The organism is Bacillus solitudinis, assembly GCF_002797395.1.
In the GTDB taxonomy this organism is placed as follows: domain Bacteria; phylum Bacillota; class Bacilli; order Bacillales; family Bacillaceae_D; genus Halalkalibacter_A; species Halalkalibacter_A solitudinis.
Map to the genome: position 1 here is coordinate 231,510 of NZ_KZ454943.1, position 13,635 is coordinate 245,144.

Consider the following 13,635-nt stretch of genomic DNA (forward strand, 5'->3'; position numbering starts at 1 on the left):
AGTAGCTGTTACATACAATACATACTCTACAGGGGAACATCTTTTCCGACAATATCACATTCTTGCTTGTTTCAATTTAGTCCATCTTATAGAAAAAAAGTTCTGATTTTTCTATAAGAACTTTCTTGTCATACTTATCACATTTTGCTATTAGAGTATTGGACAAATAGGAGATTTGCTGGATTAGCGCACCAAATGTCTCAGCGTCTGAGCTAGTATGAAAACTTAGAAAGACACTCTTACAAATTATTATTCATCTGATCCAGTTCTTCTTTTGCTAGGTCCTCATTCGCATTTTCTAATTCCTTATGTTTGTCAACCGAGTCGCCAGCATACTGGTCTGTCGTATCAAATGGAAAATTGGATCTCAGTTCATTTTGTATACCGACTTTTCCTGTTTCGAAAGTTTGAGAAGGCATGTTCTCTGTTTTCTTTTTTGTCATAGTGGATCACCTCTATGTTATCGTTTACCCATGATCCATTTATCATTCATTTAATTTACTTTGTCCAACCTGGCTCAAATGTATAAATAGCTTCTCCTCCGTGTTGGGCATTGCCCCGAAAGTTTTTCATATCCCCTTGCTCTGATAAAACAGATCTAAAGTCAAGAAAGTCTTGTTTATTTACTCGATAAGAAGAGATTTCTTGTGTCCGTAGCTGTTGTAATATTTGGAGCGCTTCTTCTTTTATCATTTGCTTCACCCTTTTAAGAAACGTTTTTTTATAGTCGATATTTTTTATAGAGTCGATAGAGTTATGGTAAGAATTTCACCAATTACACTAAGCAATAGCAGGTGGAAGGGAAACGATTTAAATAACTTTAAAAGGTGCCGCAGAGGACACCCTTTTCTTAGCTTCTAGCTTACATGATTTTCAGATTCTTCATATTGCTTTGTTATATTTAGGTCAGAATGACCAGCTAATTGACTAACAATAGATAAATCGATACCCCTCTTCACCAAATTATAACAAAAGGTATGCCTTAATTTATGTGGATGAATACCGTATTGCTTCTTTAACATATGCTGCACCGTACGCGCAGCGATTCGCTTCTCATAATTTGAAATAAATAAGGCTTCTTCTTGGTCATTCCTTGCCTCAATATACTGTTTTATATGAATCACAAGCTCTTTTGAAAGCGGAATATTGCGATCGTACTCCGTTTTCTCATTTCGAACAACAAGTTGACCTGTTGAACTCCGATAATTTATTTGTACGTCATTTTTATTAAGCTGACAAAGCTCAGAAACTCGAACCCCCGTGTGCAAAAGCATATAGACAATCACGGTATTACGAATATTTTTCTCTTCTTTCACCTTTTCTAACAAGCGATTTACTTCTTCCTCTGTTAAGCATTCTGGCAATCCTTTCTGCGGTTCCACCTTTGTGCGTTTAACATCAACCATTAATTCCGATTGACCAATTGATTTCGTAAATGTATGGATTGAGTTAAATATTTTATTTATCGTTGTATCGCTTCGATTTTCTAATTTAAGAAAATCTAAATAGGATTGGACATCTTGTTTTGTTAGCTGATTAAGTGAACGATTTCGCTCATCAAGCCATACTGAAAATGATTGGATAACCCCACAGTACGTTTTTATTGTATTCTCTGTTCTTCCCTTAGTAGAGAGATAGGTAGAAAACATTTCAATAACATCTTTAAAATCTTCTGTGTCTCCAGCGCATTTATTATTCAATGTGATTACCCCCCTAATGGATTTAGTATACCACATCTAAAACATACGTCAAATTCTACGCAACTAAATCTATTTACTCTTCACAGCTATACATCACCGAATCATGTATATCCGTCGACTTTTAACCTTACATTAAGTGGATAAAATTGTCTGTTTCGAGATGCGCATTTGGTCTTTCATTATAAAAAATAGGAGAAGTCAAAGAGCTTTACTTCGACTTCTCCCTATTTGATATCTAATCTAGAAAAGAGCTTCCTTAGCCGGAGTATATTGATACCCTAAATCAGTTGCAACGGCTGGATACGTTATTTTACCTAATGCAGTATTCACCCCTAATTCAAGGGCTATATTATCATTTATTGCTTTTAATATTCCTTTATTAGCTATTTGAAGAGCATATGGTATTGTAACATTTGTAAGGGCAATTGTGGATGTTCTCGGAACAGCTCCAGGCATATTAGCAACCGCGTAATGCACAACTTCATGCTTTAAGTATGTCGGTTCGTCATGAGTTGTCACGCGGTCAATGGTTTCAAAAATCCCACCTTGATCTACTGCCACGTCGACAATAACGGATCCAGAGTTCATGAAACGAACCATTTCCTCTGTTACCAACTTTGGTGCTTTTGCTCCTGGTATAAGAACGGCACCTATTACTAAATCTGACTCTGCTACTGAATCTGCAATATTTAGAGGGTTTGACATCAATGTTTGGATATCACTCCCATATAAATCATCAAACTGACGTAATCGCTCAGGATTTACATCAATTAACGTAACAGAAGATCCTAGCCCCATCGCAATTTTAGCAGCATTTGACCCTACCACACCGCCTCCAATAATTGTTACTTTCCCACGTTTTACTCCAGGTACCCCTGACAGTAAAATTCCTCGGCCACCATGGGGTTTTTCAAGAAATTGAGCACCTATTTGAGACGCCATACGTCCTGCTACCTCACTCATTGGTGTTAAAAGCGGAAGTGATTGACCAACTTGCACTGTTTCGTACGCAATGGCTATGACTTCTTTTTCGACGAGCATTTTTGCTAATTCAGGTTCTGCCGCTAAATGTAAATATGTAAACAGGATAAGATTCTTACGAAAATGCTTATATTCACTTTGAATAGGTTCTTTCACTTTAATAATCATCTCAGACTTTTCCCAAACATTGTTAGCTCCGTCTACGATGCTTGCACCAGCCGCTACATAGATCTCATTGTCAAATCCACTAGCCTTCCCTGCATCCCGTTCAATCAAAACTTGATGTCCATCTTTTACAATGGTCGAAACACCAGACGGAGTAATTGCCACACGACTTTCATTATTTTTTACTTCTTTGGGTATTCCAATTATCATCTGTAAACCTCCCTCATATTATTTCGGTTTAAGAAAAACTCATAATTGGATAGGATTTTCTCTTTATGTTTTTCTATACGTATCGAATAAACTTAAGAGCAAACATCACGATGATGGCGATAGATAGTAGCAGACTAAAACGTCGTAATTTCTCAAACTCAACGCTTGAATCCTCATTTTTCTTTAATTTCTCTATCGTTAGCCTACACATCTTGGCTGTAAGACCTAAGAATGCACCCAGTACAATCCAACATAGAAGAACAAGCCAAACCCAAATTGAGAGCCAATCTGTTGTCATTAGAATGCCCGAAACCAGAGCAATAATTAAACCGCCATGTGCGAGCCAAATAACTCGTTGGTATGTGTTCAAAATTCGGGATTGTTTCTGCTTTTCTTCCATTGTCCCTTTAATTAGGAAAGGGAATGCAATTAATATAAAGAACAAGACAGAAATTAATAAATGAATAGCATAGTTAATTAAATACGTCATAAACTCACCTCGTCTCTATCATATCAAATGTTTCGAAGGATAGACATATTACTTTAATTTTAGTCTAGCATTAGCAGACTAACTTGTTTTATGATAGGATAGGATTGAATGAATAGACGAGGTGAAAAGAATGCCTACATGGTTTTCGTGGTTTATCGTCCTATGGACAATCGTACTGATTACGGTTATGTTTATTGGTGGATATTTTATGTTTCGAAAATTTTTAAAACGCCTACCAAAAGAAGATGGAAAGTCCATCTTGGATTGGCAAGACTTTCATATTGAACAAACCCTTCATCTTTGGGAGGACGAACAAAAAAAATTATTAAATGATTTAGTTGAACCGGTACCGGAGCTTTTTCGTGACGTCGCCAAAGGAAAAATAGCTGGTAAAATTGGTGAACTCGTGCTTAAGGACCAGGCAAAGGTTTTAACACTTGACTATATTGTTCGTGGCTATATCTTAGCCACACCTAAAAGAGACCATAAATTCTTAATTAAGAAATTAAAAGAAAAAAATATCGACATGTCTCCTTACCGAGATTTACTTGAAATATCATAAGAAAAGGTGGGTTAAGAGGTAAAACAACCTCTTAACCCACCTCTCTTAATTATGGCTGTGCTGTGACGACCAGATTAGGACTATTCCGCATTTTTTTCTGAAGTTTACGGAAAGAAATGAACATAGAAATCCTCCAAGGAAGAATCATTCCATAGGCAAGCAAGAAAAACATTCCTGCTAACTCTTCAATTTCTATCATATCCCCCATAACTATTTTAAAAATAATCCGTATTAGTAAAAGTCCAATTAAAATAAATATAAAAGCTTTTGAACGTCGTAAATAAATTTGATTTTCTCTAATTTCAAATTTTGACGTTTTGATCAAGAAAAGTGAGAAAATGATTCCAACAGCAAGCGCCTCCGCTACTTGTAGTGTAGCTGGCCTAGCAGGCTCATATAAAAACATGAGAAAGCCTGAAGACATAAACAACGGCGGAAGAACAATTTTTTTGATAGAAGCAGGTCGCTTTGTTGCCTTCAATCGGATTATCATCACTATAATTGCCATACAAACAGCACCGATCGTCGAAATGACTACATAGATGTCATTCAAGCCACTCACCCCATTCTTTCTCGTTGACACCTCTTTAAAGATACAGGAAAAACGATGATCTTTCAAACCTAATTGACGTTCAAACCTCATTAAACATAAAAAGAGTTTTTTCTATAAGAAACCCTTCACCTTTTACTTGTCATTTGTACCAAATATTTGTATTATTAATAGGAAAGGGAAGGGACTAGTTATGGCAGTAATGCTCCGAGAAGTTATTGAACAAAAACGTGATTACTTATATAAAATTGCTTTATCTAAAGGGCTAAGCTCGAAAGCTGTCCTTGAACTTAGTCAAGAGCTTGATAAATTATTAAATGAATATGAGAGAAGTAAATTAAAAAATTAAAACGGCTTAGTTATTTAAGACGTTTTTTCTGTTCGTTCATGAAGTAGAGTGATTACTTTTTCTAACCCTTCTTGAAATGTTGTAAATTCCACCATGCATGAAGCCTCGCTATATTTTTGAAATGCATGCTTATACCTTGGGTCATAGTAATATTCAAGCAATAGAGCAAACACCTGCTTGTAGTTTTGTGTTTCCCAGCACTCCTTTACTTCATCATACACTTGCTTTGAGAGTCGTTTTCTCAAATATTCGATAGCCTCCCAGATATGCTCCGCATTTTTCTCAGGTTGATATGTTCTGTGAATATGATCAACACGTTTCCAAAACGGGTAGACTAACTCAACTCGCGTACCTCGTTGTTTTCCTTCGATGATAAAATCGGGTAAGACAACATGTCCAATTCGTTTACTTTCTGCTTCTATAATCACTGTTTTATGATCCTTTAGTTCTTCCAAACGACACAGTAGTAAATAATCGAATTGCTTTTGACTATTAGGTATCATGCCGATATGTCCAAAAATCGAACCTCTATGACCTGCTAATCGTTCTAAGTCTAGAACAGGAAACCCATTCGTTTGTAATTCCTCTAAAAATTCGGTTTTTCTCGTTCCGGTATGTCCTGCTATAACAATAAATTCACGTTCTTTTTTTGATTCTTCTGCTAATCTATGCTGAATATTGCGACGAAAGGAGCGAATTCCCCCCACAAGCTGATAGCAGGGTATGTTCATTAAGCCAAGAGTTGCTGCAATTGTTTTACTTCGCATCCCGCCTCTCCAGCAGTAAATAATAATGCGACGGTTTTCGGTCTGTAATGAGGTTACTTGTCGAACAACATCTGGCCATTTTGGCGCAAAGATAGATAACCCTACCTTCATCGCGGCCTCTCGGCTTTGCTGTTTAAATGTTGTCCCAACGATTGCACGTTCTTCATTAGTAAATATAGGTATATTTATAGCTCTTGGTAACGAATACTCGGCAAATTCATCCGGTGACCGAACATCAATAAATATATCAGTCTCATATGAAATTTGGTCTAAAGTGAGTTGAGCAACATCCACTGTTGACAATTAAAACACCTTCTTTTTTAATCTATATGATTAGGTAGCTGACCGAAGTCATTGTTCCTTTCGAGAAGTGTACTAATAGTAGAAAAACACCCCATCGCGAGGTGCTTGTCCCATTCATTATTTTGTTTGTTGTTTTTGCATGGCTTTCATCATTTGATTAATTTTCTTTTGTGATGGGTTTTGCCCCATTTGCATCATCATGACACGTAGCATTTGCTCATTGATGGGCGGATTTTTCTTTAGATATGACATCATCGTTTTTCTTGCAATGAAAAAACCGATGGCTAAACCTGCAAGAACTGCCACCGTATACCCTATAATATGAATCCACATACGTAAAACGTCCTCCTTCAACTAAATCAACCTTATTTATTATATCGTAACAGCGCATCATTTAAAAGTAGCAACCAAAAAAATAACCCATTTTTCTAACCCCTTAAAGAAGTTTCACTTGTTTAATTGGGTTCAGCCAGCCAAAGCGATGACCTTCAAGATTAACAGCAAAAAAGCAAGGATCCACTTTGCGAAGCACTTCAAAAAACATCATTTCAGCCTCTATACCACCTTCTGTTGTTAATGAAAGGTGATTACTGTATAAGATTAATTCTGCACAACTCGCAGGTTGTTGCCATTCTAAATAATGTGTTTGCTTATATACATTATAGCTCACTAAATGTTTAAATGATTGCTTTAACTTTTGCTGTACTAAGAGACTAGGAAGCGGTTTCGAAATATACTCAATTTGCTTTTCAATCAGTATTCGTTGCTCAATGGAAGACTTAGAATGTTCCAGAAATAGATGGAATAACTTTGATTCTTGTCCGAAATACCGGCGAGCGACTTCTTCTTCTAACAAATATAATTCATAATGCCGCATGATCCTCACCCTTTCACCCATGTACTTAAAGTCATTATAGGTGATAACGAGTAAAATCATTGTCTGAAGTTGGAGCAGAGCCTCACTAGTTTTGTCGAAAAAAGGGTATCTCAAAAGGTTATAAAGCCTTTTGAAATACCCTCCCTAATAATTCATTTCAAACTAATTTATTACTGAAGCAATGCCTTTGCCTTAGCAACAACATTTTCAACTGTGAAGCCATATTCAGCCATAATTTTTTCGCCAGGAGCAGACGCACCAAATCCATCAATTGCAAGAACATCTCCCTGATCTCCAACATACTTTGCCCATCCTAAAGATGTAGCCATTTCAAGTCCTAGACGCGCCTTTACTGTTGGAGGAATCACTTCGTCTTTATAAGCTTGTGGCTGCTTTTCAAAACGATCCCAACTTGGCATACTAACAACAGAAGCGTGAATACCATCTTTCTCAAGCACTTTCTGTGCCTCAACAGCAAGAGGGACTTCTGAACCAGTAGCAAGCAGAAGCATATCTACCTGACCATTTGCCTTTGAAACAACATAAGCTCCTTTGCTTACACCTTCATAAGCAGTTTGGTCTGTTCCTTCAATTGTTTTTAAATTTTGACGAGTTAACACTAGAGCTGTAGGTGTATCTTTGCTCTCAAGTGCCATTTTCCAAGCAGCAACCGTTTCATTGCTATCGCCAGGACGGATAACTGATAGTCCTGGAATGGCACGAAGAGCGGCCAATTGTTCAACAGGCTCATGTGTTGGGCCATCTTCACCAACAGCAATACTGTCATGAGTAAATACATAAATAACTGGTAACTTCATCAATGCTGCTAGACGAATCGCAGGACGTAAATAATCAGAAAACACAAAGAATGTTGAGTTAAATACTTTTAATCCTCCGTGAAGGACCATACCATTTGCCGCTGCACCCATTGCGAATTCACGAACACCAAACCAAATATTACGTCCAGAATAATTATCTCGGCCAAAATCTCCTAAACCTTTCATGTTCGTCTTATTAGAACCTGCAAGGTCAGCAGACCCTCCAAATAATTGAGGAACATGTTGAGCAAATGCATTTAAAGCTGCACCAGAAGAGTTACGAGTTGCTTCGCTTTTTCCAGCTTCATATACTGGAGCATCCACATCATAACCTTCAGGTAATTCGCCGTTTACGGCTAACTCAAATTGTTGTGCTAATTCTGGATATTCTTTCTTGTAAGATGAAAATAATTCATTCCAAGCTTGCTCTTTCTGCACGCCTTCTTCTTTAACCTTAGCGAACAATTGTGCAACTTCAGCCGGAACATGAAATTCTTCCTCGGATACCCACTCATACGAAGCTTTTGTTAATTTAACTTCATCAGCACCAAGTGGAGCACCGTGAGAGGCTGATTTACCTGATTTATTTGGTGACCCAAAACCAATTGTCGTTCTAACTTCAATTAGTGTAGGACGGTCATCCGCTTTTGCCGATTCAATCGCGTTACTAATTTCAGTAACATCATTACCATTTTCAACACGAATAACTTGCCAACCATATGCCTTGTAACGGTCTTCTACATTTTCAGAGAAAGACATATGCAAATCTCCGTCAAGAGAAATATCATTAGAATCATATAATACAACTAAACGACCTAATTTAAGGTGACCTGCAAGTGAAGCTGCCTCAGCAGAAACACCTTCCATTAAATCTCCATCACCACAAATACTGTAAGTAAAATGATCCATCACTTCAAAGCCTTCTTTATTGTATGTACTAGCTAAGTGACGCTCAGCCATTGCCATACCTACTGCCATTGCAACCCCTTGTCCAAGTGGTCCAGTTGTTGCATCCACTCCTGGAGTATGACCGTATTCTGGATGACCCGGTGTTTTACTACCCCACTGACGGAAGTTTTGTAAATCTTCAAGTGATAAGTCATAGCCAGTTAAATGTAGGAGGCTATATAAAAGCATAGAGCCATGACCAGCAGACAATACAAAACGGTCTCGGTTCACCCACTCTGGATTTGCAGGATTATGATTTAAAAATTTCGTCCAAAGGCTAAATGCCATTGGAGCTGCACCCATAGGCATACCAGGGTGCCCTGAGTTTGCTTTTTCGACACTATCAATTGATAAGGTACGAATCGTATTAATAGCTAAATTTTCAATTTTCGTTGACATAATTTATTCATCTTCCTTTCAAATAAAACTTTCTCGTTTAAATCATATACTTTCTTTGCTCTTTTCACAAGTATTCTTGTAATATTTAATGATAAATCAACAATATTTTAATAATAAGCAACATAAAAACGAACATATTTACGTAATAATACTCAAAAATACTCAAAAATAATTAAATATGTTAACTGAAATTATAAAAAAGCGTCCTAAAATGATTTTTCTTCTTTAGGACGCTCATTGAGCAATTATCTCTTTATAGTTTATTTAAAAGTCTACCTTTTATTCTGCAGTTGCTGTGTATTGAGATTTTACAAGCTGATAATATACACCTTTGCTTTCCATCAATTGTTCATGCGTTCCTTGTTCCATCACGTGTCCATGATCTAATACAATAATTTTATCGGAATCTCTAATCGTTGACAGTCTATGAGCAATCATGATGGCCGTTCGGTTGTGAAGGAGCTTTTTTAAACCTTGTTGAATTTTAAGTTCCGTCTCTGTGTCAATGCTGGCAGTTGCCTCATCTAGAATTAAGATTTTTGGATCCGCTAAAAGTGCTCTTGCAAATGATAAAAGTTGTCTTTCACCTACAGAAAGTATATTCCCCTTTTCTTCAACTTCTGTTTCGTAACCATTTTCCAAGCGTTCAATAAATGAATGTGCCCCGATAGCTTTTGCTGCCGCTTTTACTTCTTCATCTGATGCACTTGGTTTGCCGAATCTGATGTTATCCAGAATGGTACCGGCGAAAATAAATGTATCCTGAAGGACATAGCTAACATTTGAACGTAATTCATCTAATTTAATGTCACGTAAATCTATTCCGTCAAGGTAAACCGTTCCTTTTGTCGGATCATAAAAGCGACTCATCAGGTTTACAATTGTTGATTTTCCTGATCCAGTATGCCCAACCAAAGCAATCGTCTGACCTGCTTCAAAATGAAGACTAATTTCGTGTAAAGCTTTTCGATCTGCTTCGTACGAGAACTCTACATTCTGAAACACTATTTCACCCTTTACATCCCCTAAGGAAACAGCGTGCTTAGCCTCTGGTACAGAAGGTTTTTCATCTAAAAACTCAAAAATACGTTCAGAAGATGCCATCCCCACTAGTAGTTGATTATACACTTGACCTAAACGTGAAATTGGCTCCCAAAACATCCCTAAATAAAACGCAAACGATATAAACACCCCTATTGTTATCGTCTCAGATTGAATTAAGGAAGCACCATACCAAATTAAAACGGCTGCCCCGATCGCACTAGACATCTCAACAAAAGGACGAAAAAGTGCATTCATTCGTGAAGCATCTTTCCAGCTTTGATAATTATCAGTATTCACATCGTCAAAGAAATCCATGTTTTCCTTTTCCTGGGCGTAAGCCTGAGTCACACGAATTCCCTGAATACTTTCATTTAAATGAGAATTTAACTTCGATTGACGTTGGCGCACTTCCTGCCAAGAACGACGTATTCTTCTCCGAAGCTTCGTCGAAATAAAAAACATCAGTGGCAGGACAATTAGCACCATAATCGCAAGTTCTGGGCTTAAGGTAAAAAGTATAACAACTATCCCTATAAGCATGACAATATCCATAATTAAGTTAACAACACCATTTGTAAATAAATCCTGTAATGAATTTACATCATTTATAACTCGGACTAGGATTGATCCACCCGATCGTTGATCAAAAAAGCGATGCGAAAGACGTTGAATATGTTTAAAAAGAGCGGTTCTTATATCAAAAATAATATGTTGACCTAACTCATTCATCCATCTTATTCGGAAAACGTTCGCAATCCAGGCAATTAAATATAAAAAAAGGACAATGGCCGCTGACCCAAATAAAACGGTTAAGCTACCTGAGTCGATTGCCCAATCCACGGCCACAACTCCGATAAATATCGGAACTGCTAAACGAACAGCAGTTGCGATGAGCATCATAATAATAGTCTTTGGTAAATGAGATGTAGCATATGGTTTCATATAACCAAGTAACCGATACATTTGCGACCAATTAAACGGTTTTTCAATGACTTGGTCTGTTGAATAATGAAAACGTGCTTTTTTCGTTACTTGTTCCATCTTGTCACTCCCTACGCTTGTTGTAACACATATTTCTGATCTTGGTTCTGGATACTATAAATTCTTCTGTACATTCCATCGTTCTTACTTAGCAGTTCTTGATGAGTTCCACGTTCCTGGACTTTACCTTTATCGAGTACAAGAATTTCATCAGCATATTTGACCGAAGAAATTCGATGGGCAATGATAAACGTAGTTCGGCCCTTCATGAGTTCACGAAAAGCACGCTGTATTTTGACTTCCGTTTGCATATCAACTGCACTTGTCGCATCATCTAAGATTAAAATACTCGGATTCATTAAGATGGCACGAGCTATCGCTACCCTTTGCTTCTGTCCTCCTGATAAACCCATTCCTCTCTCTCCAAGCACTGTTTCATATCCATTAGGAAGTTCTTGAATAAAGTCATGAGCATCCGCACGTTTCGCTGCATCGATAATCTCTGCCATCGTTGCATCAGCTCTTCCATATGCTAAATTATCTCGTATCGTAGAGGAAAATAAGAATGTTTCTTGTAACACAAAGCCAATATTCCTGCGTAACTCTTCAAGTGAATAGTTTTCAATTTGCTTATTATCGATGAGAACCTTACCATCTGTACGTTCGTAAAACCTGGTAATTAATTGAACAATGCTAGATTTACCAGATCCAGTTGCTCCAACAAGTCCAATAGTTTTACCTTTTTCAGCTTTAAATGAAATATCTTCTAAAGCCAAATTATCTTTCCCTTTGTACTTAAGTGATACATTCTCAAAGGTTACTTCTCCTATCAATCTGTGCTGACTATCAGATGTTGCTTCATCTAGACGTTCTTTTTCATCCAGGATTTCAAGTAGTCTTTCCCCAGACGCTTTTGATTGCGAAAACATATTTATAATAAAACCTAATTGCATAATTGGCCCCATTATAAACCATACTAAACTAAAAAAAGCAACAAGCTCACCTTTTTGTAGACTTCCAATAATCGTTAAATAACCACCAAATGCAAGTAAAAATACAGCAGACACATTTCCGATGAACTCCATTAACGGAAAATAATTGCCCCATATTCTAGAAATATCTAAATGGCGTTTTCGGTAATCTTCATTATTTGTATCGAATCTTTCAATCTCTTGATCTTCTTGAGATAAAGCCTTAACAGTATGCATACCACTAACATTTTCCTGAACTTTTGTATTTAGTTGAGCTAGTGATTTACGAATACCTCTAAACCCAGGGTGAACACGTTTATCGAACTTTGATACAACGACCACTAAAAAAGGAAGAGCACAAAGTGTGACAAGTGTAAGCGGTACCGAATAATAGAACATAACGGCCATACTTAAACCAACAAGCATGACAATGTTCAAAAGTTGGGCACAACCGAATGAAAGAAAGAATCGAAATGCTTCAACATCTGCTGTTAGTCTGGACATTAAATCCCCTGTTTTTGCGTTATCGTAATAACGAAAAGGTAAAAATTGTAGCTTCTTATATAACATATTTCGAAGTCGATGAACCGCTGTAATTCCAAATAAATCGCCAAGATATTGATGAATATAGGCCGCCAGACTTTTTACGCCCATAACAATAAATAAAACCAAGACTAAATAAGGGATTATTTCATAGTTTCCTGCGTCTATAGCGTGGTCAATTGTATATTGTAAAATTACAGGATACATAACCGTCATCCCAGTAACAACAATAAGTGCTAACAAAGACCAAATAAAATAAGATTTGAATGGCCAATAATATTCCTTTAAACGTTTAAACGTATCCATTAAAAACACCGCCTTATGTTGTTGATTCTTGTAGCATGAAACGAGTAGTTGTTACGAACAAAAAAGATGAAATCAAAACACCACCTAACATTTTCTAAAAAGACCTTCCTGTTTTACCCTTTTTAAAGGATTGTTTCATTATAATGATAAACCGCATGAACCAACATAGAAAAAATTAACTGTTACTTGCACAATACTAAGAACCTTAACATGCAGATCACAAAATTTCACAGATATCGCATGAAATTTCATGTCCTCCTCCATCTCGGTTAAAAGTTTGTTTTGGAACCAAGTATCATGGTTGGGCTTGGTCGTTCTTTTATACTGCACTCATTTTGCCTAGAGGCGGTTTATAAAATTCTTTTTTTTAGCTCTAGACAGACTGGTTTAAATGAAAATAAAAAAACTTCTAGCTTAGAGAAGTTTTTAATGCATGAATCGATTATTATTTATTTTGCTAGTTTTTAATTTATTGGGGGTCACATCATTACCCTCTTCATCCACAACTTTAACTGAATGAAGTTGTTTTTTAAAGGACTGCCTAAATTGCTGAATGTATTGCTGACGAAGCTCTTGTTGTTCTTTTGCTTCTTCATTCGTTAAAACACCTTGCTTTGCTCGTTTAGAAAGTTCGTTAATCCGAGCAAGTTGATTTTTCGATAGCATCTATT

Annotated in this window: 15 protein-coding genes; 2 read left to right on the forward strand and 13 right to left on the reverse strand. The window is 36.8% G+C overall.

Going from position 1 to position 13,635, the window contains the following annotated elements; genetic code table 11:
* Positions 1 to 239: 239 nt before the first annotated feature.
* From CEF19_RS01145 to CEF19_RS01165, 5 genes are all read right to left on the reverse strand, one after another.
* The gene (locus tag CEF19_RS01145) at positions 240 to 443 is read right to left on the reverse strand and encodes a hypothetical protein (protein ID WP_100404378.1); all 204 of its coding nucleotides are present in this window, start codon (positions 441 to 443) and stop codon (positions 240 to 242) included.
* 55 nt (positions 444 to 498) lie between these two features.
* Positions 499 to 693: a hypothetical protein gene (locus CEF19_RS01150; protein ID WP_100404379.1), complete on the reverse strand. Its 195-nt coding sequence runs from the start codon at positions 691 to 693 to the stop codon at positions 499 to 501.
* A gap of 164 nt (positions 694 to 857) precedes the next feature.
* Positions 858 to 1,700, reverse strand: coding sequence for a tyrosine-type recombinase/integrase (locus tag CEF19_RS01155; RefSeq protein WP_198510222.1), 843 nt, complete (start codon positions 1,698 to 1,700; stop codon positions 858 to 860).
* 240 nt (positions 1,701 to 1,940) lie between these two features.
* The gene (gene ald, locus CEF19_RS01160) at positions 1,941 to 3,056 is read right to left on the reverse strand and encodes an alanine dehydrogenase (protein WP_100404381.1); all 1,116 of its coding nucleotides are present in this window, start codon (positions 3,054 to 3,056) and stop codon (positions 1,941 to 1,943) included.
* A gap of 73 nt (positions 3,057 to 3,129) precedes the next feature.
* On the reverse strand, positions 3,130 to 3,546 hold the full coding sequence (locus tag CEF19_RS01165; RefSeq protein WP_100404382.1) for a hypothetical protein: 417 nt from the start codon (positions 3,544 to 3,546) through the stop codon (positions 3,130 to 3,132).
* A gap of 130 nt (positions 3,547 to 3,676) precedes the next feature.
* On the opposite strand from CEF19_RS01165, the gene CEF19_RS01170 reads away from it, so the two are divergent.
* A complete protein-coding gene (locus tag CEF19_RS01170; protein WP_100404383.1) occupies positions 3,677 to 4,108 on the forward strand; it encodes a DUF2621 domain-containing protein in 432 nt (143 codons plus the stop codon).
* A gap of 49 nt (positions 4,109 to 4,157) precedes the next feature.
* Here the strand turns inward: CEF19_RS01170 and CEF19_RS01175 are convergent, their stop codons facing one another.
* Positions 4,158 to 4,661 (reverse strand): CcdC family protein, encoded by a 504-nt coding sequence (locus CEF19_RS01175; RefSeq protein WP_227521889.1) that lies wholly within the window; start codon positions 4,659 to 4,661, stop codon positions 4,158 to 4,160.
* A 190-nt stretch (positions 4,662 to 4,851) separates the two neighbouring features.
* Here CEF19_RS01175 and CEF19_RS01180 point away from each other — a divergent pair, with 190 nt between their 5' ends.
* Positions 4,852 to 5,007, forward strand: coding sequence for an aspartyl-phosphate phosphatase Spo0E family protein (locus CEF19_RS01180; protein WP_100404385.1), 156 nt, complete (start codon positions 4,852 to 4,854; stop codon positions 5,005 to 5,007).
* Between the two features lie 14 nt (positions 5,008 to 5,021).
* Here the strand turns inward: CEF19_RS01180 and mnmH are convergent, their stop codons facing one another.
* The 7 genes from mnmH to CEF19_RS01215 all read right to left on the reverse strand — a co-directional run bounded on the left by mnmH (position 5,022) and on the right by CEF19_RS01215 (position 13,630).
* A complete protein-coding gene (gene mnmH / locus CEF19_RS01185) occupies positions 5,022 to 6,068 on the reverse strand; it encodes a tRNA 2-selenouridine(34) synthase MnmH (RefSeq protein ID WP_227522070.1) in 1,047 nt (348 codons plus the stop codon).
* 126 nt (positions 6,069 to 6,194) lie between these two features.
* The gene (locus CEF19_RS01190; RefSeq protein WP_088105199.1) at positions 6,195 to 6,410 is read right to left on the reverse strand and encodes a YneF family protein; all 216 of its coding nucleotides are present in this window, start codon (positions 6,408 to 6,410) and stop codon (positions 6,195 to 6,197) included.
* A 103-nt stretch (positions 6,411 to 6,513) separates the two neighbouring features.
* A complete protein-coding gene (sirA, locus tag CEF19_RS01195; RefSeq protein ID WP_100404387.1) occupies positions 6,514 to 6,954 on the reverse strand; it encodes a sporulation inhibitor of replication protein SirA in 441 nt (146 codons plus the stop codon).
* 170 nt (positions 6,955 to 7,124) lie between these two features.
* The gene (gene tkt, locus CEF19_RS01200) at positions 7,125 to 9,119 is read right to left on the reverse strand and encodes a transketolase (protein ID WP_100404388.1); all 1,995 of its coding nucleotides are present in this window, start codon (positions 9,117 to 9,119) and stop codon (positions 7,125 to 7,127) included.
* Positions 9,120 to 9,398: 279 nt separating this feature from the next.
* Positions 9,399 to 11,204 carry an ABC transporter ATP-binding protein gene (locus CEF19_RS01205; protein WP_100404389.1) on the reverse strand — a complete coding sequence of 602 codons (1,806 nt, stop codon included), beginning with the start codon at positions 11,202 to 11,204 and terminating at the stop codon, positions 9,399 to 9,401.
* An 11-nt stretch (positions 11,205 to 11,215) separates the two neighbouring features.
* The gene (locus CEF19_RS01210; protein WP_100404390.1) at positions 11,216 to 12,964 is read right to left on the reverse strand and encodes an ABC transporter ATP-binding protein; all 1,749 of its coding nucleotides are present in this window, start codon (positions 12,962 to 12,964) and stop codon (positions 11,216 to 11,218) included.
* A 426-nt stretch (positions 12,965 to 13,390) separates the two neighbouring features.
* On the reverse strand, positions 13,391 to 13,630 hold the full coding sequence (locus CEF19_RS01215) for a DUF896 domain-containing protein (RefSeq protein WP_100404391.1): 240 nt from the start codon (positions 13,628 to 13,630) through the stop codon (positions 13,391 to 13,393).
* Positions 13,631 to 13,635: the final 5 nt, after the last annotated feature.